Raw genomic sequence first — 23071 nt, 5'->3', positions numbered from 1 at the left:
GCTCGCCATGTCGACATCCACCAGTCCGCGCGGCCCGGTCCGGAGCCTCGTGCCCGCCCGCATCGACAGGCTCCCCTGGACCCGCTTCCACTGGTCGATCGTCGTCGGCCTCGGCTTCTCGTGGGTGCTGGACGGACTCGAGATCCAGATCGTCGCCTCCGCCGGCTTCGCGAAGGAGTTCGGGCTCTCGGCCTTCGAGGTCGGCCTGCTCGGCACGATCTACCTGTGCGGCCAGATCGCGGGCGCCCTGATCTTCGGGCGGCTGAGCGACAAGCTCGGGCGGCGCAAGCTGTTCATCCTGACGCTCGTCATCTACCTGGTCGCCAGCGGCCTGGCGGGGCTCGCGCCGAACTACGTCTTCCTCGCCGTGTTCCGCTTCTTCGCGGGCATGGGGATCGGCGGCGAGTACGCGGCGATCAACTCCGCGATCGACGAGCTCATCCCCTCCAAGTACCGCGGCCGCGTCGACATCGCGATCAACGGCACGTACTGGGGCGGCGCGGCTCTGGGCTCCGCGGCCAACCTGTTCTTCCTGAACGACGCGCTCTTCGCCGAGAACGTCGGCTGGCGCCTCGGCTTCTTCCTCGGCCCGATCCTCGGCCTGGCGATCATCTACCTCCGCCGCCACATCCCCGAGAGCCCCCGCTGGCTGATGACGCACGGCCGCGAGGAGGAGGCGGAGCGCACCGTCGACGAGATCGAGCGCCGAGTGGAGGCGGAGGGCGGCGTGCTCGAGCCGGTCGACGACGCGAAGGCGATCACCGTGAAGGCGACGGAGAGCATCCCCTTCCGCACCATCGCCCGGGTGCTGCTGCGGCAGTACCCGAAGCGGACGCTGGTGGGCGCGACGATGATGATCACCCAGTCGTTCCTCTACAACGCGATCTTCTTCACCTACGCGCTGGTGCTCGAGAACTTCTACGGAGTCGAGCAGAGCGCGATCTCGTACTTCTTCTTCCCGTTCGCGATCGGCAACCTCGTCGGGCCGCTGGTGCTCGGCCACCTGTTCGACGTGTGGGGCCGGCGGAAGATGATCTTCCTCACCTACGGCGTCTCGGGAGCGGTCCTGGCCGTCTCGGCGGTCCTCTTCAGCATGGACGTCCTGACCGCGACCACGCAGACGATCCTCTGGTGCGTGTCGTTCTTCTTCGCCTCCGCCGGAGCCTCGAGCGCCTACCTCACCGTGAGCGAGATCTTCCCCCTCGAGCTGCGCAGCCAGGCGATCTCGTACTTCTTCACCCTCGGCCAGATCGCCGGAGCGGTCGCCCCCGCCCTCTACGGCGCCCTGATCGGCGACGGCAGCGACCGCGGCCCGCTGACGATCGGCTACTTCGTCGGCGCCGCCGTGATGATCCTCGGCGGCGTGATCGCCCTGATCTTCGGCGTCGACGCCGAGCGCCGCAGCCTCGAGAGCATCACCGAGCCTCTGTCGACCGTGAAGTCCTGAGGGCGGATCGCCGCGAGGCCGGGAGCCGTTCCGAGGCGTCTCGGAGCCGGCGTCTCGGGGCCGGCGTGGGCCGCCGTCAGTGGGCCGGGCGGTAGCCGGTCCGGTCGTCGGGGGTGATCGAGCGGAGGACGCGGGCGGGGACGCCGGCCGCGATGGTGAGCGGAGGAACGTCGCGGGTGACGACGCTGCCCGAGCCGATCACGGCCCCGTCGCCGATGGTGACGCCCTGGTTGATCGTGACGCCGCCGCCGATCCAGACGCCGTCGCCGACGACGACCGGCTTCGCGGTGCAGGCGCCGGCGGCGCGCTCGGCCGGGTCGAGGGCGTGGTTCGACGTGTAGATCGAGACGCGCGGGCCGAACAGCACGTCGTCGCCGATCGTGATGGGGGCGCCGTCGAGCAGGATGCAGTCGAAGTTCGCGTAGAAGCGGTCGCCGATCGTGATGTTGAACCCGAACTCGCACCGGAACGTCGGCTCGAGGTGCGCGTCCGCGCCCACCGAGGCGACGAGCTCGCGGAGCAGAGCCTCCCGCTCGACCGGGGGACGCCCGAAGCTCGCGTTGTACGCGTTCGAGGCGAGGACCGCCCGCTCGCGCGCGGCGACCAGCTCGGGGGTCATGTCGTCGTACACGGCGCCGGTCAGGATGTGCGCGCGCTGGTCCTCGAGGGTCATCGTCGTCCGTTCGTCGGTGTCGGCGCCCCGACGGGTGCCCGCGCCCACGCTACGGGGCCGCCGCGCGCCGGGACGCCGCCTCCTCCGCCGACGCACCGCTCCTGCAGCGGTGTCTCGATGACGGAGCGGCGTCTCGGCGGCATCCCGCAGCAGGAGCGGCACCTCGGCGCCGCCACGCCCCGGCCGCGCAGCAGGCGTCAGCCCACGTGCACGCCCGGCCGGCGGTCGCGGCGGGACTCCGCGCGGCGGAGGACCTCGCGGGTGACGGGGGCGACCTCGCCGGTGCCGGTGATGAGGAAGCGGAACATGTTCGAGATGGGGCCGCCCTCGGTCCACTCGAAGTAGACGTCCGGGATCACGCCGGTGAAGTCGCGGATCTCGAGCAGCACCGTGGCGATGGTGTTCGGGATGTTGCCGCTGGTCACCGTCAGCACGCGGAAGCCGTGGCAGACGCGGCCCTGCACGACCAGGTCCTCCTCGAAGTCGGAGGAGTCGGTGGTGTGCACCTCGAGGAAGAGCACCGGGCCGCGCATCGGCAGGTTGCTGTCGCGCTGCTCCTCCGCCAGCTTGTCCCGGTACTCCGCCTCGGAACCGTCGTCGGGCTCGTTCGCGAGGATGCGGATCACGCCGTAGTCGTCGGCGTCCGTGGTGAGGAAGTCGATCGCGGCGGCGTCGAACACCACGGAGGTGGCGCGCAGCTGGAACGAGCGGTGCACCCGCGAGACGAGCGAGACCGCGAGGATGCCGACGATGAAGACCGCCGCGATCCTCACGCCGTCGGGCCTCTCGACCACGTTCACGACCGTCGTGTAGACGAAGACCAGCGCGATGACCGCGAAGCCCACGGCGCGCTTGCGCTGCTTCCTGCGCTTCGCCGAGAGGAACACGGCGACGGACGCGGAGGTGATCAGCACCAGCACGCCGGTCGCGTAGGCCCCGCCCTGCGCGTCGACGTCGGCGCGGAAGAGGATCGTGATGACGAAGGCGACGACGGTGAAGACCAGCACGAGCGGACGGACGGCGCCGGCCCACTGCGGAGCCATGCCGTAGCGGGGCAGGTAGCGCGGGACGATGTTGAGCAGGCCGGCCAGCGCGGAGGCGCCCGCGAACCAGAGGATGCAGATCGTCGCGACGTCGTAGACCGTGCCGAAGCCCTCGCCGAGGTACTCGTGCGCGAGGTAGGCCAGCGCGCGGCCGTTGGCCTCGCCGCCCGGCTGGAACTGCGCCTGCGGGATGAGCAGCGTGGTGACGAAGCTCGAGGTGATGAGGAACGCCGACATCGTGACGGCGGCGGTGATGAGCAGCCGCTTCGCCCCGCGGATGCGGCCGACGGGGGCGTCCTCGGTGTCGCCCGCGTCGCCGCGGATCTGCGGCATGACCGCGACCCCGGTCTCGAAGCCGGAGAGCCCGAGCGCGAGCTTGGGGAACACGATGAGCGCGATGCCGACCATGATCAGCGGATTCCCGTGCTGGGTCGTGAGCGCCGACCACCAGTCGCCGATGACGACGGGGTTCTCGGCCACGTGCCCGATCGCCACGGCGATCACGATCGCGTTGAGCAGGAGGAACACGGCCACGAGCACGACCGCGATCGAGATGGCCTCGCGGAACCCGCGCAGGAACACGATCCCCAGCAGGGCGATCAGCCCCAGCGTGAGCGGCACCTCCGCCCCGTGGAACCAGGCGGGGGCGAACGGGTTCTCGACCGCGTGCGCCGTCGCGTCGGCCGCCGAGAGGGTGATCGTGATCATGAAGTCGGTGGCCGCGAACCCCAGCAGCACGAGCACGAAGAGCTTGCCGCCCCACCAGGGCAGCAGGCGCTCGAGCATCGCGATCGACCCCTCGCCGCGGAAGCTCTCGCGGGCCACGCGGCGGTAGACGGGGAGCGCGCCGAGGAGGGTCAGCACCACCAGGACGATCGTCGCGAGCGGAGAGACGAGGCCCGCGGCGAGCGCCGCGATGGCCGGCTGGTAGCCGAGGGTCGAGAAGTAGTCGACGCCGGTGAGGCACATGACGCGCCACCACGAGTGCGTCCTGCCGGTGGCCGCGTGGGGGCCGGGGTGCGCTCCGGAGTCGTCGCGGAGGCCCTCGAGGAGCCACGCCTTCACCCCGCCCGCGCGCGCGGAGGAGAGGGGGGAGGGTTCGAGGGCGTCGGGGTCGCCACGGACGACGGAAGAGGTCACTGGATGTTTCTACTCGCCGTGAGGAGCGCGCCCGCCCGGAATGAGCGGATCCTCACGCTTTCCTCACGGGTAATCGGCTGGGGAGGGACGTCGACGCGCGATCCCGCGTCGTGAGGGGGTCGTGAGCGTCGCGCGAGCGGACCGTGCGGATCGGCCCGGTACGCGTCCGCGTTCCGTCAGGATCCCCTCCCACCCGCCGTCGCGGGGCGACGATGGCGCTCGTGCACCTGCTCCTCCGCCTCTTCGACGCCGGCCCCCGCTGGGGCCGCCACACCGTCGGCGCGAGCCGGTACGGCGTCGTCCGGAGCGAGCTCGTCGTCTTCGCGCCCGGCACCTCCGTCGAGGAGCGGAGGCGCCTCCACCTGCACGCGGCCGGTCCGCAGCTGGTCGTGGCCGTGACGGCCGCCGGCGCCGTCGGGACGCTCGCGCTCGACCGGCTGCCGCTCCTCCTGCTGGCCGCGCTCGCCCTGCCGACCGCGTCGCTCCTGCTCCTCTCGGCCCGCTCGACCCGCCGCCTCCGCCGGGCCTGCGCCCGTCGGCTCGTGATCGCGGACGTCGACTCCCCCGCCGTCGCCGAGCAGGCGGCGATCGCGGCCGCGCTGCGGCGGGCCGACCTGCTGCTCGACGCCGGCGTCCTCACTCCGCTCGAGCACGAGGAGGTGTGGGCCTGCGCCCACGACCGGGTCGCGGGCCGCGTGGCTGACCGCCGCTCCCAGCCCCGAGCGGGAGGATCGGGGACGTCCGCCACCGATGGGAGCCCCTCATGACCACACCGCGCCGCGCACTGATCCTCGTCGACGTGCAGCAGGAGTACTTCAGCGGTCCGCTCGAGATCCAGTACCCGCCGCACGCGCAGTCGCTGCCGAGGATCGCCGCCGCTCTGGACTCCGCCGCCGCCGCGGGCCTCCCGATCGCCGTCGTCCAGCACAGCGCGGGCGAGGGAGCGCCGATCTTCGACCCGTCGGGTCCGTCCTTCGCGCTGCACCCGGAGATCGAGAAGCGCCGCTCGGATTCCTGGAAGAACGTCACGAAGCAGTTCGGCACGGTCTTCGCGGGGACCGACCTGCTCGACTGGCTCCGCGAGCACGACGTCGACACGATCACCCTCGTCGGCTACATGACCAACAACTGCATCCTCGCCTCGGCCGCCGAGGCCGAGACGCACGGGCTCCGCGCCGAGGTCCTCTCGGACGCGACGGGCGCGATCGCGATCGCGAACGACGCCGGCTCCATCGACGCGCACTCCCTGCACACCACGCTGATGGCGCTGCTCAACTCGAACTTCGCCGCCGTCGCCCCGACCACCGTCTGGATCTCGGCACTCAAGGGCGAGTACACGCTCCCGATGAGCAGCCTGCCCGAGTCGGCGACGGCGGGCGCCGCTCGCTGACGGGCACTCCTCCGGACGGATCGGCCGGCTCTACTCTCGGTGCATGGCCCTTCTGCACCGTGCGACGATCACCCCCGGGAAGCTCGAGATCGTGGAGGCATGGGCGCCGACGCAGCCCTGGTGCGAGGGCGGCGGATTCACGCTGCTCGGCGCCTACCGGTTCGACGACCCCGATGGCGAGGTGGGAGTGGAGACGCTGATCGTCCAGTCGACCGGGCAGCCGCCGCTCCAAGTGCCGCTGACCTACCGCGGCTCGCCTCTCGCCGGCGGTGACGCGCATCTCCTCGCGACCGTCGAGCACACCGTCCTCGGTCGTCGCTGGGTCTACGACGGTGCCGGCGACCCCGTCGCGATCGCCGCCTTCGCCACGGCGATCCGCACCGGCGCCCGGGAGGTCGAGCAGCATTTCGAGGAGGACGGGCAGCGCATCGTCCGCCCGCCGACCGCGACGGTGCAGGGCAGCGGATCAGGCGCCGGAGCGTCCGGGCCGCCGTCGACGGTGCTCGTCCGCAGCGACGCACGGACCACCACGACCTCGGCCGACGGTCTGACTCTCGTCCTCGCGCGGGTCCTCGCGCCGCCGTTCCTCGAGGGCGAGGAGCGGCTGACCGGCAGGTGGAGCGAGGCGCTCCCCGTCACCCTCGCCGTCCTGGCCTGAACCGGCTCCGGTGGTCCGCCGCCCTCCGTCGCCCGGGTCGTGGGCGACGGACGGCGGCGCGCTCCGGGAGGACCTGCTCAGTGGCCGCGCAGTGCCGCGACGGTCCGAGTGGGACTAGTCGTTCAGGTGCGCGATGGCGTAGTCGGCCTCGTCGCTCGTGAACTGCTCCCCGTACTCGCTGGTCAGCTGGTCGCGGATGGCCTCCGGCGCCATCGCCATCTGGGCCTGGTAGTCCTTGGCCTTCGCCAGCGCGTTGGCGTTCCAGTCGGCGGAGACGGTGTCCACCGCGTACTGCGCGGCCTCGGGCGAGAACTGCTCCCCGTACTCGGAGGTGAGCTGGCCGTACAGGCCCGCCTTGCTCATGTGGAGCATCTCGGAGTAGCTCTGCGCCTTGATGAGTGCCGAGGCGAACTCGGGCGAGACCTGCGCAGCAGCCGCCGTCTCGACAGGCGCCGGGGCAGGGGCGACCGTCTCGACGGGTGCGGGCTCCGCCGTCTCGACGGGTGCGGGCTCCGCCGTCTCGACGACCTCCGCCTCCTCCGTGGCCGGCACGACGGGAGCGGTCGTGGGCTCGGACGACTCGACGATCACGGCCGCCGGGCGGTCGCTCGAGGCGGAGTTCACGGCGGCTCCGAAGCCGATCGTCGTCAGGAGCGAGGCGAGGACGGCCAGACCGCCGAGGACGACGCCGGTGATCGACATCGCCTTCGACTGACCGCGGCGGAGGGCGAGGATGCCCAGGACGACGGCGGCGATCCCGACGAGTGCTCCGAAGACCGGCACGAGGCCGACGAGGAACGCGACGACGCCGACGACGAGTGCGGGGTGTTCTCCGGCGGGAGAGGTGTGCTCATCGCGCGAGTATCGCAGAGCGGCGACGGCCTGCCGCGCCATCGAGACGTCCCGTCTCAACACGTCCCTCCCCCTCCCGCGGGATGCCGTTCGGGCACGCCGGACACGGCGTGTCGCGGACCGGAGCGGCACCTCGCGGAGGGAGGACGGTGCGCCTCAGCGCAGCGACTCGAGCACGGCCTCCAGCTCGTCGACGGCGAAGTCGATCTCGGCGGCGGTGACCACGAGCGGCGGCGCCAGGCGGATCGTCGAGCCGTGGGTGTCCTTGGCCAGCACTCCGCGGGCCATCAGGGCCTCGCAGACGGCGCGGCCCGAGGCGAGCCCCGGGTCGATGTCGATGCCGGCCCAGAGTCCGGCGCCGCGGACGGCGACCACTCCGCGGCCGATCAGCGCCTCGAGGCGGGCGTGCAGCTGGGCGCCGCGCTCGCGGGCGAGGGCCTGGTACTCGCCGGTCGCGAGCATCTCGACGACCGCGAGGCCGACGGCCGCGGCGAGCGGGTTGCCGCCGAAGGTGGAGCCGTGCTGGCCCGGCTGCAGAACGCCGAGCACATCGGCGTCCGCGACCACGGCCGAGACGGGGACGATGCCGCCGCCGAGCGCCTTGCCGAGCAGGTAGACGTCGGGGACGACTCCGACCAGGTCGCAGGCGAAGGTGGCGCCGGTGCGGCCGAGGCCGGACTGGATCTCGTCGGCGATGAAGAGGACGTTGCGGCGCGCGGTGATCTCGCGGACGGCCGGGAGGTAGTCGGCCGGCGGCACGACGATGCCCGCCTCGCCCTGGATCGGCTCGATCAGCACCGCCACGGTGTCGTCGTCGATCGCGGCCTCGAGGGCTTCCGCGTCGCCGAACGGGACCGTGCGGAATCCGGGCGTGAACGGAGCGAAGCCGTCGCGCGCCTCCGCGTCGTCGCTGAACGAGATGATCGTGGTCGTGCGGCCGTGGAAGTTGCCCGCCGCGACGACGATGTTCGCCCGGCCCGGAGCGACGCCCTTGACCCGGTAGCCCCAGGCGCGGGCGACCTTGATGCCCGACTCGACCGCCTCCGCGCCCGTGTTCATCGGCAGGACCATGTCCTTGCCGGCGAGCGCGGCGAGCGCCGTGACGAACGGGCCGAGGCGGTCGTTGTGGAACGCGCGGCTGGTCAGGGTGACGCGGCCGAGCTGCTCGCGGGCCGCCTCCAGCAGCACCGGGTGCGAGTGGCCGAAGTTCACAGCGGAGTAGGCGGCGAGGCAGTCGAGGTAGCGGACGCCCTCGACGTCGGTGATCCAGGCGCCGTCGCCGGTGGCCGCGACGACGGGCAGCGGGTGGTAGTTGTGGGCGGCGTGCTCCTCCTCCGCGGCGATGAGGGCGGCGGAGCGGGCGGTGTCGGTGTCGGTGATGCTCATGTCGTTCCTCCTGAGGGGACGATCGACTCTCCAGGAGTCGTCGCACTCGGCGTCGAGTGCGACGGATCGTGGACAGTGGAGGGTGGGTCGGCGCTGCTGGTCGCCGACCACGGGGAGTGGGTCAGCGGCGCAGCTCGAGCGTGCAGCACTTCACGCCGCCGCCGCCGAGCAGCAGCTCGGACATGTCGACGCCGATCGGGTTGTAGCCGCGCTCGCGCAGCTGGCGCTCGAAGCCCGTCGCACGGGACGCGATGACGACATTGAGGCCGTCGGAGAAGGAGTTCAGCCCGAGCACGGACGCGTCCTCCTCCGACACGAGGATCGCGTCGGGGTAGAGCTCGCGGAGGGTGCGGTTGCCCTCCTCGCTGAACGCGCTCGGAAGGTAGGCGATGTTCGTGTCGTCGAGCACGGCGATCGCTGTGTCGAGGTGGTAGAACGACGGGTTCACGAGCTCGAGCGTGACGACCTCGCGGCCGAAGACGCGGGCGACCTCGGCGTGCGAGTCGGAGGCGGAGCGGAAGCCCGTGCCGGCGAGGATCCGCTCGCCGACGAGGAGGAAGTCGCCCTCGCCCTCGTTGACCTCCTCGGGGACGCGGACGTCGAAGCCGGCCGAGCGGAACCAGTCCATGTACGCCGGGCCCTCGGGCTGGCGCTCGGGGTAGGTGAAGGAGGCACCGTAGGCGATGCCGTCGATCACGAACCCGCCGTTGGCCGCGTAGACCATGTCCGGCAGTCCGGCCTCGGGCTCGATCAGCTCGATCGTGAAGCCGAGGTCGGCGTAGGTGTCGTAGAGGGTCTGCCACTGCCGGACGGCGAGGGAGGTGTCGGTGGGGACCTGCGGGTCCATCCACGGATTGATGCGGTAGACGACGGTGAAGTGCTCGGGACGGCACATCAGGATCGTCTTCGCGACGGGGGTTCGGGCGGGTGCCTCGGCGAGCACGGCGGTATCGGTCATTCGAGTCCTCCTGCGAAAGGATGCGGATGAGCGGACCGGGTCCAGTGGCTCCGTGCCCCGCGCATGACGCAGCGGGATGGAGCACGCTCGCGCCCAGTCTTGCACGCGAGGATCGTGCGGTTCTCGCCGTGGGGCGCACGGAACGCGCGTGAACGGTGGATGCGGCGCGGGAAACCGCCGCGGCTCTCTCGCGGGGCGCTGTTATGCCGCCGCGACTCTCGCCTTGAGGCGGCTTCCGGAGGGATGACGCGGCGCCTCTCGGAGGAAGAGCCTTATCCCTCGCTTGTCATCGCGTTGATGACATCTGTCGAATCCACCGAATTCTGCCCTGAATGGGGGACTTAGTGCAGCGATAAGCGGCATGGGACGATCCCTCCGGCCCGACAGTCGTCGGCCTTCTCGCTCCGACGAATCCGGATGCCCTCCTCCATGCGAACGAAGACCCTCAGCGTCTCCCTTTTCCTCGCCCTGCTCCTCTCCCTCTTCGTCGCGACCCCGGCCCAGGCCGCGGGATCGCCGGCGGCGCCGACGAACGTGACCGTGACCGACAACGACTGCACCGATGCGGTCACCGTTTCCTGGACGCCGTCCGCGTCGGCGACGGCCGGATATCGGATCCACGTGTATGCCAGAGATACGAACTACTACGGCGAGGGCTACTACAGCACTTACTCGCTGAGTCTCATCGAGACGGGACGGACCACGAACGCGACGCTCGATCTCCCCCGTTCGTACGACGACTACTACTTCCAGGTGTCCAGCGTGTCCGACTTCCGTGCACCCTTCACGGGCGGCGCGGACGGCGAACCGCTCGCCGCATCTTCCAGTCAGAGCGCGCCCATCGAGGCATCGTTCCGCCACTTCTGGAACGTTCCCGCACCCGGCAACGTGAGCGTCGCGGCGGACCCGTCCGTCTATCTCGCATCCGCCCGCTGGGCGCGACCGGCCGCGAACGGCCAAGCCTGCAACTTCGACGAGTACCACTACACGATCGACGATCTCTCGTCGTCCGACGACCCGTCCGACCACGGCTACTTCGACGGCAGCATCCCCGTCTCGGACGCGTCCATCGACTTCCCCTACCTGCCTGTCCACAGGTACGAGTTCTGCATCTGGGCGTCTTCGCAGGACGAGCGATCCTACGATTCGGAATACCGCTCCTATTCCGACTCCCCTGTCTCCTGCACCTCGTTCGGAGCCGAGCCGTCGGCCCCGGATTCGCCGGGCGGGCTTCGCGCCTACCCGTCGGGCACCTCCATCACCCTCACCTGGAATCCCACGTACTACGACGGCGGCAGCCCCATCACGGGCTACAGAGTCAGCCGCAACGGCACCGACGCGGCCGGCAGCGGCCCCTGGTCGACCGTCGTCTCGGCCGACCGCCGCTCGCAGACCTTCACGAACCTCCGGCCCAACACGTCCTACACCTTCACCGTCCAGGCCATCAACGCGCTCGGCACCAGTTCCCCGACGACCTTCGTCCAGACCGCTGACCCCTACGTCGCCCCCTCCGTTCCCACGCGCGTCGCCGGGACAACGAACGACAGCGTGCGATCCGCGACGATCTCCTGGGCGCCTCCGGAGTCGGCCGGCAACCCGGCGATCACCGGCTACCGCGTCTCGCGCAACGGCGTCGACAACGCGGGCGCCGGTCCGTGGTCGACGACGGTCGCCGCCACCGCCCGCTCCTTCACGTTCACGCACCTGGCGGCGGGCGCCACCTACACGATGAGCGTCAGCGCGATCAACGCCGGAGGCGACAGCGGGGCGGCATCGACGGTCGTGCGCATCGGCGGCACCGCCCTCACCGCCGCGACCCCGACCGTCACCGGCACCGCCGCGGTCGGCTCGACGCTCACGGCGAGCGCCGGCACCTGGGGCCCCTCCCCCGTGGCCCTCGCGTACCAGTGGCGCGCGAACGGCACCGCGATCAGCGGGGCGACCGGCACCACGTACCGTCCGGTCGCGGGCGACGCGGGCAGGGTGATCACCGTCGCCGTCACGGGCTCGAAGTCGGGCTACGTCTCGACGACACGCGTCTCCTCCGGGACCGCTGCCGTGACCGGCGGCGCGATCACCGCTGCGACGCCGACCATCAGCGGCACGGCGAAGGTCGGCTCGACCCTCACCGCGAAGCCCGGCACCTGGGGCCCCTCCCCCGTCGCCCTCGCCTACCAGTGGAAGGCGAACGGCACCGCTCTGAGCGGGGCGACGTCCGCGACGTACACGCCGACCGGCGCCACTCTTGGGAAGACGATCACCGTGACGGTCACGGGGTCGAAGTCCGGATTCACCGCCGTGACGAAGACCTCCGCGAAGACGAGCGCCGTGGTGGCGGGCACCCTCTCCGCCGCGACCCCGACGATCACCGGCACCGCGAAGGTCGGCTCCACCCTGACCGCCAAGCCGGGCACCTGGGGTCCCTCGCCGGTGGCCCTCACCTACCAGTGGAAGGCGAACGGCACCGCGATCTCCGGGGCGACCTCCGCCACCTACAAGCCGACCAGCGCCACGGTGGGGAAGAAGATCACGGTGACCGTCACCGGCAAGAAGGCCGACTACACGACGGCGACGCGCACCTCCGCCGCCACCGCAGCGGTCGTCAAGTAGGGGATCCGACCCGGGTCGCCGGGGGAGCCTGCTCGCGCGGACTCCTCCGGCGGCCCCGGGAATCCACCACCATCGTCCCCCGGACGGGGGCCCATCCCGCCGACACCCGCCCTCGCCCGGAGGCGGGCGGCGGCTAGCATTCAGACACCGTGTCCGCCGCGGCCTCCCGCGGATCCTGCCGAAAGGCCCGCCGTGCCCGCACGCTCCCTCGCCGCGATCGGCGTCTCCGCTCTCCTGCTGGCCGGCCTCGCGGCCGGTCCGGCCGTCGCCGCCCCCGATCTCCCGGGCGCGAGCGCCGCGCAGGAGGCGGCCGCCGAGGTCGTCCTCTCCGGCACCATCGCGCTCCGCGACGTCGACGAGGAGCACCCCGCCCCCGCGAACCCGTACTTCTACGTCCAGGTCCAGAACGCCGAGGGGGACGTGGTCGCCGAGGTGAACACGGGCGCCGACTTCTCCCTCCCCGTTCCCGGCGGCGAGCCCCTCACCGTCCGCGCGAACCTGATCGGCAGCGACGACTGGTACCCGACCTGGTTCGGCGACACCCCGGTCGCCGAGGCCGCGAGGACGACCCGGGGGACCGACGAGTCCGTCGCCATCTCCCTCCTGCGCACCGCCGAGCTGTCCGGATCGGTCACCGCCGACGCGGTCCCCGGCGTCTCCTCCCCCTCCTTCGACGTGCAGGCCTGGTGGGTCGACGGAGGGACGTACTCGCTGCTCGACACCGTCCCCGTCACCGGAGCCCCCGGCGCCGCCCGCGCGTGGGACACGAGCGACCTCGCCCTGCCCGCCGGCGACTACCTCCTGCGCCTCGTGGAGCCGGGCTACCCCGCCTACGACGACCAGTACTTCTCGCGCCTGGCCCGCCTCGACGAGCGCGCGGTCGTCTCCGTGCCGCCGGGCGGCCGCAGCGGCATCGACTTCTTCCCGTCCGCATACTCCTCCGACGTCGCCCGCCTCGCCGGGACCGACCGGTACGCGACCGCCGTCGCGGTGACCGCCTCCGGATTCGCCGACGGCGCCCCCGTCGTCTACCTCGCCAGCGGAGCGAACTGGCCGGACGCGCTGAGCGCCGGCCCCGCCGCCGCGAAGCAGGGCGGCGCCCTCCTGCTCACCGACCCGAGCGTCCTGCCCGCCGTGGTGGCGGCCGAGCTGCGCCGCCTCGCCCCGCAGCGGATCGTCGTGGTCGGCAGCGCCCTCTCCGTGAGCGAGTCGGTGCTCCAGCAGGTGAAGGCCCTCGGGATCCCGACCGAGCGCATCGAGGGCGTCGACCGCTACGACACCTCGCGCCGGATCGTCGAGGACGCCTTCCCCGACGGCAGCTACGAGAACGTCTTCGTCGCGACCGGCACCAACTTCCCGGACGCCCTCTCGGTCGCGCCGATCGCCGGCCGCCGCGCCGAGCCCGTCCTCCTCGTCGACGGCGCCCGCTCGCGCCTCGACCAGCCGACCCGTGACACCCTCGCCGGACTCGACCCCTCCTCCGTGCAGCTGCTCGGCGGTGCGCCGTCGATCTCGACCGCCGTGGAGGCCGACCTCCGCGCCGCGAAGATCGCCGACACCGTGTCGCGCATCGCCGGGACGGACCGCCACGACACCAGCCGACACCTCAACGACGTCTTCCCGCCGTCCGAGCTGGGCGACACCGTCTATCTCGCCACCGCCACCGGCTTCGCCGACGCGCTGGCCGTCGGCCCGGTCGCCGCGAAGCAGGGCGCCCCGCTCTACCTCAGCGAGCCGACCTGCCTGCCGCGCAGCACCCGTGTGAAGATGCAGGGCCACGACCTCGATCAGGTGCTGCTCCTCGGCAGCCCCCTGACCCTGTCGGCGCAGGTGCGCTCGCTGTCCGCCTGCTGAGACCCGAGACGCACCGCACGAGCCCTGGAGATCCATGAGCGCCACCGCCGACCGTCCCCTCCTCGTCGGCATCGAGACCGGGGGCACGAAGGTCGTCGCGGCGGTCGCCGACGCCGCTGATCCCGAGCGGATCCTCGCGACGACGACCCTGCCGACCCGCGGGCCCGCCGAGACTCTCGCCGATCTGGCCGGCTTCGTCAGCGGCCACGGAGTCGACGGCACCGTCGCCGCGGTCGGCGTCGCCTCCTTTGGCCCGCTCGACATCGACCCCGGCTCGCCGACCTACGGGCACCTCACCTCCACGCCGAAGCTCGGCTGGGAGGGCATCGACGTCCTCGGCCCGATCGGCGCGGCCGCACCGGGCGCCCGGCTCGCGCTGGTCACCGACGTCAACGGAGCCGCCCTGGGCGAGGCCCGCTGGGGCGCCGGAACCGGAGTCGACGACTTCGTCTACCTGACCGTCGGCACCGGAGTCGGCGGCGGCGTGATCGCGGGCGGACGGCTCCTCGCCGGCAGCGGCTGGCCCGAGGTCGCGCACCTTCTGCCCCGCCGCCACCCCGAGGACGGCTTCGCCGGCACCTGCCCGTTCCACGGCGACTGCCTCGAGGGCCTGGTCGCCGGTACCGCGATCTCGGCGCGCTGGGGCGTCGACGGCTCCCGCCTCGGCCCCGAGGAGGCGGCCGCGAACCTCCGCTTCAGCTCCTACTACCTCGCGCAGCTCGTCACGACGCTCGCCTACGTCGCGGGCGTGCGGCTCGCGGTCGTCGGCGGAGGCGTGTCGAAGACGCCGGGACTCGTCCCCGCCGTCGAGGCCGAGGTCGAGCGGCTGATGGGCGCGCCCGGAGCGACGGGAACGGGCGGCGGGCGGATCCGCATCGTGCGCCCGGCCCTCGGCGACGAGTCCGGGGTGCGCGGGGCGATCTCGCTGGCGGAGTCCCTGCTCGCCTGAGCTCTACCCTCGTCCCATGAGCGACCGACCCGTCGACCCCTCCGCCCCCGACTCCGGTCGCGACGAGACGGTGGGGGAGCGATCCGCCCGCAACTGGAACGAGATCCTGCAGGAGCTGCGGGTCGTGCAGACCGGCACGCAGATCCTGGGCGGCTTCCTGCTGACGCTGTGCTTCCAGCAGCGCTTCGCCGACCTCGCGCCGCCGGACGTGGCGCTCTACCTCGTGCTCGTCCTGCTCGCCGCGTGCGTCACGATCCTGGCGCTGGCGCCGGTCATCGCCCACCGGCTGCTGTTCCAGCGGCGGAGGAAGGCCGAGCTGGTGCGGTTCGGCAACCGGGTGGTCACGGTGTGCCTCGCGGCGGGATCGCTGCTGTTCGTCGGAGTCGTGGGCTTCGTGTTCGACGTCGTGCTGGGCGGGCCGGCGGGCCTCTGGGCGGGCGGAGGCGTGCTGCTGCTGCTCGCCGTGGTCTGGGCGACCGCGCCGGTCCTCCTGCGGAGGCGCTGAGGGCGGCGGAGTCTGCCCGCCCCTCCCCCGCGAGTCAACGGGGTACCCGGCTCCGCCGCGCTCTTCCTACCGTGGCCGCGAGGCGCGCACCGCGCCGACGCGAGAGGAGCACCATGACCGACCGGACCGAGCAGCCGCAGGAGAACCCGCAGAACCACGACCACGTCGACGACGCGGGCGTCGACAAGCCCTCGCAGGCCGAGGGCGACGACACCGAGGGATCGGCCGGCTGATCGCCGCCTCGATCCCCGTCCTCCCCGCCGTCGACAGCAGCGCGGCCGTCCTCGCCGATGGCTACCTCTTCGGGACGCGGCGCTTCGACGACGTGGGCGCGGACGCGTTCCGCACCCGGATCCTCGGACGCCCCGTGATCATGGCGCGCGGCATCGAGGCGGCGCGCTTCTTCTACGAGGGCGGGCGCTTCGACCGCGAGGGCGCGCTGCCCGGCTCCGTGCTGCACCTCCTGCAGGACGAGGGCAGCGTGCAGACCCTCGAGGACGAGCCGCACCGGAGGCGGAAGCGGATGTTCCTGGATCTGGTGGAGACGCCCGAGCAGCGGTCGAGGCTGGTCTCGGCCTTCGCGCGGGAGTGGCAGGCGGCCGCCGCCCGGCTGACCGGCGAGCGGGTCCGCATCCAGGACGTCGCCGCCGAGGTCCTGGGCCGCGCGGTCCTGTCGTGGGCCGGCATCGAGGCCGACGAGGAGGAGGTGCTGCGGCGCACGGACGAGCTCCGGGCGATGATCGACAACGCCGGGCGCTTCGGCCCGCCCAACTGGGCCGCGCGACTCCGCCGCCGCTCGACCGAGCGGTGGGCGCGCGGCCTGATCGAGGCGAGCCGGACGGCCGGACCCTCCCCGACTCCCCTGCACCGGATCGCGCACGAGAAGGAGGACGGCGGCCTCCTGCCCGTCGAGATCGCCGCGGTGGAGCTGATCAACGTGCTGCGGCCCACGGTCGCGGTGGGGCGCTTCGTGGTTCTGGCGGCGCTCGCGCTGCACCGGCATCCGGAGTGGCGGGAGCGGCTCGCCGACCAGGAGGAGCGCGTCGCGTTCGCGAACGAGGTGCGGCGCTTCTACCCGTTCTTCCCGATGGTCGGAGGAAGGGCCCGTCGGGAGCTGGACTTCCGCGGCGAGACGCTTCCCGCGGGGCAGTGGATGCTGCTCGACCTCTACGCGACGGACCACGGCTCGCACTGGGAGGTGCCGGGCCGCTTCGATCCGGAGCGGTTCCGGTCGCCGGTCGACCGCAACGGCTTCATCGCCCAGGGCGGCGGGCACTACGGAGGCGACCACCGGTGCCCGGGCGAGCCGGCGACCGTCGACCTGCTGTCCGCGGCGCTGGAGCTCCTGGCCGCGGGGCACCCGTACGACGTCGAGGACGGGCAGGATCTGCGCGTGAGCCTGCAGAGCTTCCCGACCGGGCCGGAGGACGGCTTCGTGGTGAGGTTCCGCTAGGGGCGGGCGGGCTCGGCTCGCGGCCTCGGCGGGCGGGCTCGGCGGGCGGCCTCGGCGGGGGCGGTCCTCCTCCACAGGCCGCGGTTCCGCGCGCTCTCCCCGGATCCGCTCGGGCGTTCCCCGCCCGCCTCGCCCGACGAGCACGCTCGGGGGATGCAGAAGCCGAGTCAGTCCTCCGGAGCGTCGAGCTCCTCGAGCGCCCGCAGCGCCTCGCGGGCGCGCTCGAGCCGATCGGCCTCGGGCTCGTCCCACCATGCCGGTCCGCGCTCGCCCAACCCGTGCTTGGCGAGCCCGACCCTCCTGCGCGCCAGCGCCTCCGCCTCCGCGTCCTCGTGCATCCTGGCGGAGCGCACTCCCGAGCGCCCGCGCCCGAGGTGCGAGGTGAGGCCGGCGACCACGTCCTCCGGCAGAGAGGGGTCGGTGCGCCGCCATCGGCGGCCCTTCACCACGAGCCAGCGCTCGTCGTCCTCGTCGCTCACTCCGTCACCGCCGCCTCGGGTTGAGCCGGTCACCGGTGCTCGTGAGGTCCACCTGATCCGGCAGGAGGAGCGCCTCGATCCGCCCCGCGGCGGAGAGCCGCAGCAGGTCGTCGACGAGGGCGCGCGAGCCGCCGATCAGCGTCGAGTCGAAGTCGACCTCGCTCGCGAGGTACCAGGCCCGGTCCTCCGGCCAGAGCGCGAGCGGAGTCTGCACGACGAGCCCGGAGGCGTCGGCGAAGCCCGCCGAGCGCGCCCACGCGGTGTCCTCGAGCACCCTGACGTCGAGCGAGAGCAGAGGCCCCTCCCGCCCCGGCAGCTCCACCGTCGCCGCGGCGGCGGTCTCGGGGTGCTCCCAGCCGGTCGGCCGGGTGTCGCTCATCCACTCGGGCAGCTCGTCCGAGGCGTCCGAGCGGGAGATCAGGACTCGCGACCCGCCGCTCAGCACGCCGAACCCCTCCCAGAACACGGCCAGGCAGTCCTCGGGAGCGCTCGTGTGCTCCGCGAGCACGGCGGCGACGGCCGCGAGCTCGTCGAGCGGGAGCACTCCGAGGCGGGGCTCCGCGTACTCGTCGGGATGCTCGCCGGTGAGCGAGTCCCACTGCGCGAGCGGATGCAGGAGCGTCCCCTCCCGCTCGGCGACCTCGCGCCACCGCCGGGGCGGGTCGTCGGAGGGGTGCAGGATCCGCACAACCGCCTCGAACAGCGGAGGGACGATCCCCTCGAAGCGCCCGAACGGTCCGAGAGCGCGCAGCATCGGGTCCGCCCGCGCGGCGTCCCGCTCGGCGCGCAGGGGCGCGTCCCGGGGTGTCGGCTCGACCATCGGCCCAGGCTAGCGCTGGACGGTCGCTCCGCTCAGGGCGGAGAGGGCCCGCTGCGGTCCCGTCTCGCGGGCGAGGGCCTCGGCGAGCGCCGTCAGCCGTTCCCGGGCGGGAGCGTCGAGTGCGAGCATCCGCCGCGCAGCCTCCGCGAGCTCTCCCCCGGAGGCCGCATTGGGGTCGAGCACGGCGGCGAACCCGGCGTCCTCGAGCGCGGCCGCCCCCGCGAACTGGTCCGTCGAGAACGGCAGGACGACGAGCGGCACGCCCGCGGTCATCGCCTCCGTGACGCTGTTGTTGCCGCCGTGGCTGACCGCGAGCGCGGCCCGGCGCAGGAGCGCGACCTGCGGCAGGAAGCCGCGGACCAGCCAGCCCTCGGGGACCTCGCCCAGGGCCGAGCGCTCGGTCGCGCCGGAGGCGAGAGCCACGCGGACGGGCCTGCCCCCGACCTCGATACCGGCCAGGGCCTCGACGACCCGGGCGAGCACGTCGTCGCGCACCGAGAGGAAGCTGCCGAAGCTCACGTAGACGACCGGATCCTCGGACGCGGCGAGCCACTCCTCGACCTCCGCGTCGTCGGGCTCCTCGCGGACGGCGGAGCCGAGGAACGCGTGCGGCGGCAGCTGAGCGGTGCGGGCCGAGTCGTGGAGCTCGCCTGGGTAGTTGAGCAGCAGGACGTCGCCGCTCTCGGCGAAGGCGTCGGCGCTGGGCGCCGCCCCGGGGTCGAGGGTGGTGAGGGCGGCGTTCCACTCCGCGGTGAAGGAGTCGCGCACACGCTCGCAGAGGGCGCGGAGCGCATCGAGGTCGTCCGGCTCCGGAGCGAAGGCGTCCGGCCAGACCGGGGGGAAGCCGTAGACCTCGCCGGGCACCGTGAGCGCGCTGGGGTGGCCGAGCACGACGTCGCCGTAGGGCACGCGGAGTGCCTTCAGCGCCACGCGCGCGGTGAAGGCGAGGTGGTCGACCACGATCGCGTCGGGCTGCACCTCGTCGAGGATCACGCGCAGGCGCGCGGCGACGCCGGACGGATCCCAGAGCAGGTCGGTGAGCCGTTCCCGCGCCTGGTAGGCGAGGGTCGGGACCATCCCGCGCCGGGTGGCGTCGAAGAAGCCGCGGAGGGACGCGCCCTCGTCGGGCGCCTGCTCCTCCGCGCGGATCGTGCCCGGGTTGGAGCCGCGCCCCAGCCGGAGCGCGATGTGCTCGAATCCGAAGCCGTCCACGATGGAGCGCGTCGCGTCGCCGGTGGCCACGACGACGCGCTCGCCCGCCTCCTGCCACGCCGTGCCGAGGGTCGCCAGCGGCAGCAGGTGCGACGCGTAGTCGGGGCTGATGATCAGCAGGGTCACGAGGCCCCCAGCACGAGCGGCGAGCGGAGAGGACGCTCCTGGTCCGCGGTCGCGTGCGCGTAGACGCCCGAGAGGGCATGAGCCATGGCCTGCACCGTGTAGCGCTCGGCGACCATCGCGCGCCCGCGGGCCGCGGCGTGCTCGCCGAGAGGCCCGCCTGCGAGATCCAGTGCGGCGGCGGCACCGGCGGCGAGCGCCGCGGGGTCGGCGGTGTCGACCAGGAAGCCGGTCTCACCCTCCTCGACGTAGGTCGCGGGCCCGCCTGTCGCCGGAGCGACGACGACCAGTCCTGCGGAGAGCGCCTCGAGGAGGGCGATGCCGAACTCCTCCTTGACGCTCGCGCAGACGTAGGCGCCTCCCGGAGCAGAGAGCCCCGGTCGGCCGTGCCGGATCGCGCCGAGCCAGCGGGCCACGGTCCCGTTCGGGCGGTGGCCGGCCAGGAGCAGCCCGTCGGACGCGACGGCGCGGATGCGGTCGAGCTGCTCGCGCTCGTCGGGGCTGGGGTCGGCGAGGTCGCCGCCGACCAGGAGCAGGTTGGCGCGCTCCCGGAGCGAGGGGTCGGACGCCCAGGCCTCGGCGAGCGCCGCCATCCCCTTCACCCGGTGCAGGCGGCCCACGCTGAGCAGCAGCGGGAGGCCGCGGCGGTGCTCGGGCAGCTCCTCCAGCAGGAGGTCGAGCGAGGCCAGGTCGCCGCCCTCGTCCAGCGCGACCGGCTCACCGGCGGCGGAGGCCCGTGCGGCCGACTCGCCGCGCTCGACCAGGCCGACGTCGATCCCCTCCGGGACGATCGTGTGCCGCTCCGGGTGCGCGGTGATGTCGACGCCGATCAGCTCGCGGATGGTCGCCGCCAGCTCCTCCCGCGGGAACAGGACGGTGTGCGCGGCGTCGGCGGCCAGGCGCTGCACCAGGCGCACGCGGAACCAGAAGTGCTCGGCGGCGTCGCGCTCGCCGAAGTCCGCGCGGGTGAGGGCGCCGGACGCGTCCAGGCCCGCGATCAGGGCGTGCGGGTCCGGGGCGAGGGTGAACACGACGGGGATCTCGAGCTCCCGGGCGACCGCGGCCGCCGCGAGGGATCCGACGTCCGCCATCCGCAGGTGCAGCACGTCGACCCGGCCGGCCGCGCGCAGGATCCGGCGGATGCCGCGCTCGGCGGCGATGCGGCGGCTCCACGCCTGGGGCATGGCCACGGGCGGCCCCACGAACGGGACCGGAGCGAAGCCGTGGCCGGAGTCGGGCAGCTCGCCGAGCGCGCGCTCGGCCTCGGCCGGAGTCCCGCGCGAGAGCGTGAGCACCCGGTCGATGCCCTCCTGTTCGACGAGCGAGTCGCCCAGGCGCACCAGCAGGGTCGCGATGCCGCCGTTGTCGCCGGCGCCCACCCGCGTCAGGGTGCCGTCGATGTCGGCGTGGACGAAGAGCTGCGCGACCGTCGGCCCTGCCTCCACGGCCGGTGCGGGGGCGAGGTCGCGGAGGGCGAGCCGGGCGAGGGGCCCGATGGGCGCCGCCTCCTCGGCCAGGCCGGTGAGCAGGAGCTCGGCGTCGTCGGAGCCGCGCTCGCCGAGCGCGTCCGTCGCGGCGGCCCGCGCCTCCAGCCCCTCCGCGCGATCGGCGGCCACGTGCAGGAGGGTGCGCTCGGCGATCGCACCGGGCACGAGGCCCAGGGTCTCGACGAGCCGTGCCCGGGCCGCCGCTTCGCGCTCGCCGAGCAGCGCGCCCTCGAGCGCGACGGCGACGAGGTCGGGGGTCGAGGATGCCCAGAGCAGGACGGTGCGCTGCGCGAGCATGCCGGAGAAGCCGCCGTCGCGGACCAGGCGCAGCAGCGGTCCGAGCGCGGCGGGGCGGGGCAGGCGCCCGCCGAAGGCCCAGGCGGCGTGCTCGCGGAGGTACGGGCGCTCGTCCTCGAGCAGCATCAGCAGCGCGAGGTCGGCCTCCTCGTCGAAGACCTGCGCGAGCGAGTGCACGGCCGCGATCGCAGTCAGCTGGTCCGAGGGGTCCAGGGCTGCGCGGGTGAGCAGGCGCACCGCGCGGCCACCACCGTCGCTCACCGCGGCGACCGTCAGCTCGTCCGCCATCCGGACGGCCTCGAGCAGAGTGGGAGCGGCGCGCACGGCGTCGAGAGCGGTCTGCGTGGCCATGGTTCACCTGGTCTGTCGGAGCGGAGAGTGCGACGGAGCGCGACTCCCGACCGCTGGAGCGGCCCAGGAGGAGCGGACCGGTACCGAGCATGCCGCGTGGGCGGCTGGGATTTCGCCACTTGCGTCGGATCTCCTCCCGCGGTACGGCCTCCTGTCAAGGGGGTGATGGCCGCAGTTCGTTTGCGCAACGCGCGAGGATCCTCAACCGCGGGTCCACTCCAGGAGCCGCTCGACCGGCCAGGTGGTCACGATCCGCTCCTCCGGGACGCCGAGCCGCTCCGCCCGCTCGGCCCCGTAGTCGAGCAGGCCCAGCTGGCCCGGAGCGTGCGCGTCGCTGTCGATCGAGAACAGGCAGCCCTCCTCGAGCGCGACCGCGATCAGCTCGTCCGGCGGGTCCTCGCGCTCGGGGCGGGCGTTGATCTCGACCGCGGTGGAGTGGTCGGCGCACGCGCGGAACACGGCCCGGGCGTCGAAGGTCGACGGCGGGCGGGTGCCGCGCTCGCCCGACACCAGCCGCCCCGTGACATGGCCGAGGACGTCGGTCCGCGGATCCGAGGCCGCCGCGACCAGCCGGGCCGTCATCTCGCGGGAGGGCAGCCGCAGCTTCGAGTGGGCGCTCGCGACGACCACGTCGAGGCGGTCCAGCAGCTCGTCCGTCTGGTCGAGCGCGCCGTCCTCGAGGACGTCCACCTCGATCCCGCTGAGCAGCCGCAGGGGCACGGTGTCGAGGCCCGCGAGATGGGCGAGCTGCTCCTCCAGCCGCTCCGCGCTGAGACCGTGGGCGACCCGGAGCCGCGGCGAGTGGTCGGTGAGCGCCAGGTACTCGTGGCCGAGCGCGCGGGCCGCGTCCGCCATCGCGAGGACGGGCGTCGCCCCGTCGGACCACTCGCTGTGGCTGTGGAGATCGCCGCGCAGCCGTCCCCGCAAGGTGCTCGCGGGCGGAGGAGCCGAGCCGCGCAGCTCCGCGAGGTAGTCGGGCACCCGGCCCGACCGCGCCTGCTCGATCACCGTGAAGGTCGTGTCGCCGATCCCGGAGGCCCGCCGCACGAGGGCGAGGTCGTCCCGCTCGGCGGACGCCATCCCCTCCAGCACCGCGGCCGCCCGGCGGAACGCCTTCGCCCGGTAGCGGGAGGCCCGCTCCCGCTCGAGCAGTGCTGCGATCTCCTCGAGTGCCGCGATCGGGTCCATGCGCCCGGTCTACCACGGCGCCCGCCGCGGCCTCACCCCCTCGACGGCGGCCTCGGCTCCGGCCCCCGGCCTCATCCCGCCTCGGCCCCGCCCCGGTCCCGGCCCCTCGACGCTGGGAACCGGCCGAGCCCCGTTGCCGGCCGCAGTGATCGAGATATATCGTGACTCTCATCCGCTCGCGATGTATCGCGTTTCA

At 73.2% G+C, this 23071-nt stretch carries 19 protein-coding genes; 9 read left to right on the top strand and 10 right to left on the bottom strand.

From position 1 onward, the window contains the following. The first annotated feature begins 7 nt into the window (after positions 1 to 7). Positions 8 to 1447: an MFS transporter gene (locus C5B95_RS11465; protein WP_104225083.1), complete on the top strand. Its 1440-nt coding sequence runs from the start codon at positions 8 to 10 to the stop codon at positions 1445 to 1447. A gap of 76 nt (positions 1448 to 1523) precedes the next feature. On the opposite strand, the gene C5B95_RS11460 is transcribed toward C5B95_RS11465, so the two are convergent. Beyond that, the gene (locus C5B95_RS11460; RefSeq protein WP_104248278.1) at positions 1524 to 2120 is read right to left on the bottom strand and encodes a sugar O-acetyltransferase; all 597 of its coding nucleotides are present in this window, start codon (positions 2118 to 2120) and stop codon (positions 1524 to 1526) included. Between the two features lie 197 nt (positions 2121 to 2317). After that, on the bottom strand, positions 2318 to 4303 hold the full coding sequence (locus C5B95_RS11455; RefSeq protein ID WP_374954257.1) for an amino acid permease: 1986 nt from the start codon (positions 4301 to 4303) through the stop codon (positions 2318 to 2320). Positions 4304 to 4515: 212 nt separating this feature from the next. Here C5B95_RS11455 and C5B95_RS11450 point away from each other — a divergent pair, with 212 nt between their 5' ends. The 3 genes from C5B95_RS11450 to C5B95_RS11440 are packed head-to-tail and all read left to right on the top strand — an operon-like array spanning position 4516 to position 6351. Beyond that, positions 4516 to 5070, top strand: coding sequence for a DUF6611 family protein (locus C5B95_RS11450; protein ID WP_104349209.1), 555 nt, complete (start codon positions 4516 to 4518; stop codon positions 5068 to 5070). Further along, on the top strand, positions 5067 to 5693 hold the full coding sequence (locus C5B95_RS11445) for an isochorismatase family protein (RefSeq protein ID WP_104233860.1): 627 nt from the start codon (positions 5067 to 5069) through the stop codon (positions 5691 to 5693). Before C5B95_RS11450 ends, C5B95_RS11445 begins: the two co-directional genes overlap by 4 nt. Positions 5694 to 5736: 43 nt before the next feature. Continuing rightward, on the top strand, positions 5737 to 6351 hold the full coding sequence (locus C5B95_RS11440; protein ID WP_104248269.1) for a hypothetical protein: 615 nt from the start codon (positions 5737 to 5739) through the stop codon (positions 6349 to 6351). A 114-nt stretch (positions 6352 to 6465) separates the two neighbouring features. On the opposite strand, the gene C5B95_RS11435 is transcribed toward C5B95_RS11440, so the two are convergent. The 3 genes from C5B95_RS11435 to ddaH form a co-directional block, all read right to left on the bottom strand. Beyond that, the gene (locus tag C5B95_RS11435; RefSeq protein WP_258059964.1) at positions 6466 to 7266 is read right to left on the bottom strand and encodes an Ltp family lipoprotein; all 801 of its coding nucleotides are present in this window, start codon (positions 7264 to 7266) and stop codon (positions 6466 to 6468) included. 93 nt (positions 7267 to 7359) lie between these two features. Further along, a complete protein-coding gene (rocD, locus tag C5B95_RS11430; protein WP_181067838.1) occupies positions 7360 to 8589 on the bottom strand; it encodes an ornithine--oxo-acid transaminase in 1230 nt (409 codons plus the stop codon). 121 nt (positions 8590 to 8710) lie between these two features. Then, entirely contained in the window at positions 8711 to 9547 is an 837-nt protein-coding gene (ddaH, locus tag C5B95_RS11425; protein ID WP_104233858.1) for a dimethylargininase, read from the bottom strand. A gap of 429 nt (positions 9548 to 9976) precedes the next feature. Between ddaH and C5B95_RS11420 the strand changes: the two genes are divergently transcribed. The 5 genes from C5B95_RS11420 (at position 9977) to C5B95_RS11400 (ending at position 16918) form a co-directional block, all read left to right on the top strand. Then, the gene (locus tag C5B95_RS11420; RefSeq protein ID WP_181068060.1) at positions 9977 to 12157 is read left to right on the top strand and encodes a fibronectin type III domain-containing protein; all 2181 of its coding nucleotides are present in this window, start codon (positions 9977 to 9979) and stop codon (positions 12155 to 12157) included. A gap of 192 nt (positions 12158 to 12349) precedes the next feature. Beyond that, positions 12350 to 14011, top strand: a complete 1662-nt coding sequence (locus C5B95_RS11415; protein WP_104349207.1) for a cell wall-binding repeat-containing protein — start codon at positions 12350 to 12352, stop codon at positions 14009 to 14011. A gap of 34 nt (positions 14012 to 14045) precedes the next feature. Continuing rightward, positions 14046 to 14960, top strand: coding sequence for an ROK family protein (locus C5B95_RS11410; RefSeq protein WP_104349206.1), 915 nt, complete (start codon positions 14046 to 14048; stop codon positions 14958 to 14960). A 16-nt stretch (positions 14961 to 14976) separates the two neighbouring features. Continuing rightward, positions 14977 to 15465, top strand: coding sequence for a DUF6328 family protein (locus C5B95_RS11405; RefSeq protein ID WP_104349205.1), 489 nt, complete (start codon positions 14977 to 14979; stop codon positions 15463 to 15465). A 325-nt stretch (positions 15466 to 15790) separates the two neighbouring features. After that, the gene (locus C5B95_RS11400) at positions 15791 to 16918 is read left to right on the top strand and encodes a cytochrome P450 (protein ID WP_104349204.1); all 1128 of its coding nucleotides are present in this window, start codon (positions 15791 to 15793) and stop codon (positions 16916 to 16918) included. Positions 16919 to 17085: 167 nt separating this feature from the next. Here C5B95_RS11400 and C5B95_RS11395 read toward each other — a convergent pair whose 3' ends face one another. The 5 genes from C5B95_RS11395 to C5B95_RS11375 form a co-directional block, all read right to left on the bottom strand. Beyond that, positions 17086 to 17397, bottom strand: coding sequence for a biopolymer transporter Tol (locus C5B95_RS11395; RefSeq protein ID WP_104256066.1), 312 nt, complete (start codon positions 17395 to 17397; stop codon positions 17086 to 17088). Between the two features lie 4 nt (positions 17398 to 17401). Further along, the gene (locus C5B95_RS11390) at positions 17402 to 18217 is read right to left on the bottom strand and encodes a hypothetical protein (protein WP_104349203.1); all 816 of its coding nucleotides are present in this window, start codon (positions 18215 to 18217) and stop codon (positions 17402 to 17404) included. Positions 18218 to 18226: 9 nt separating this feature from the next. After that, positions 18227 to 19555, bottom strand: coding sequence for a glycosyltransferase (locus C5B95_RS11385; protein ID WP_104349202.1), 1329 nt, complete (start codon positions 19553 to 19555; stop codon positions 18227 to 18229). Beyond that, positions 19552 to 21687, bottom strand: coding sequence for a glycosyltransferase (locus C5B95_RS11380; protein WP_104349201.1), 2136 nt, complete (start codon positions 21685 to 21687; stop codon positions 19552 to 19554). The genes C5B95_RS11385 and C5B95_RS11380 overlap by 4 nt, the downstream gene beginning before the upstream one ends. Before the next feature lie 201 nt (positions 21688 to 21888). Beyond that, entirely contained in the window at positions 21889 to 22875 is a 987-nt protein-coding gene (locus C5B95_RS11375; protein ID WP_104349200.1) for a PHP domain-containing protein, read from the bottom strand. Positions 22876 to 23071 lie beyond the last annotated feature (196 nt).

Source organism: Rathayibacter sp. AY1A7 (genome assembly GCF_002930845.1).
Classification (GTDB): domain Bacteria; phylum Actinomycetota; class Actinomycetes; order Actinomycetales; family Microbacteriaceae; genus Rathayibacter.
The sequence above is the reverse complement of the archived record's forward strand: the minus strand, read 5'-3'. Positions and strand labels throughout refer to the sequence as shown.

Coding starts and splice junctions, on each gene's coding strand:
- C5B95_RS11375 (WP_104349200.1), bottom strand. CDS start 22,875: ATGGACCCGATCGCGGCACTCGAGGAGATCGCAGCACTGCTCGAGCGG.
- C5B95_RS11445 (WP_104233860.1), top strand. CDS start 5,067: ATGACCACACCGCGCCGCGCACTGATCCTCGTCGACGTGCAGCAGGAG.
- C5B95_RS11450 (WP_104349209.1), top strand. CDS start 4,516: ATGGCGCTCGTGCACCTGCTCCTCCGCCTCTTCGACGCCGGCCCCCGC.
- C5B95_RS11380 (WP_104349201.1), bottom strand. CDS start 21,687: ATGGCCACGCAGACCGCTCTCGACGCCGTGCGCGCCGCTCCCACTCTG.
- C5B95_RS11410 (WP_104349206.1), top strand. CDS start 14,046: ATGAGCGCCACCGCCGACCGTCCCCTCCTCGTCGGCATCGAGACCGGG.
- C5B95_RS11405 (WP_104349205.1), top strand. CDS start 14,977: ATGAGCGACCGACCCGTCGACCCCTCCGCCCCCGACTCCGGTCGCGAC.
- C5B95_RS11460 (WP_104248278.1), bottom strand. CDS start 2,120: ATGACCCTCGAGGACCAGCGCGCGCACATCCTGACCGGCGCCGTGTAC.
- C5B95_RS11440 (WP_104248269.1), top strand. CDS start 5,737: ATGGCCCTTCTGCACCGTGCGACGATCACCCCCGGGAAGCTCGAGATC.
- C5B95_RS11390 (WP_104349203.1), bottom strand. CDS start 18,217: ATGGTCGAGCCGACACCCCGGGACGCGCCCCTGCGCGCCGAGCGGGAC.
- C5B95_RS11465 (WP_104225083.1), top strand. CDS start 8: ATGTCGACATCCACCAGTCCGCGCGGCCCGGTCCGGAGCCTCGTGCCC.
- rocD (WP_181067838.1), bottom strand. CDS start 8,589: ATGAGCATCACCGACACCGACACCGCCCGCTCCGCCGCCCTCATCGCC.
- ddaH (WP_104233858.1), bottom strand. CDS start 9,547: ATGACCGATACCGCCGTGCTCGCCGAGGCACCCGCCCGAACCCCCGTC.
- C5B95_RS11420 (WP_181068060.1), top strand. CDS start 9,977: ATGCGAACGAAGACCCTCAGCGTCTCCCTTTTCCTCGCCCTGCTCCTC.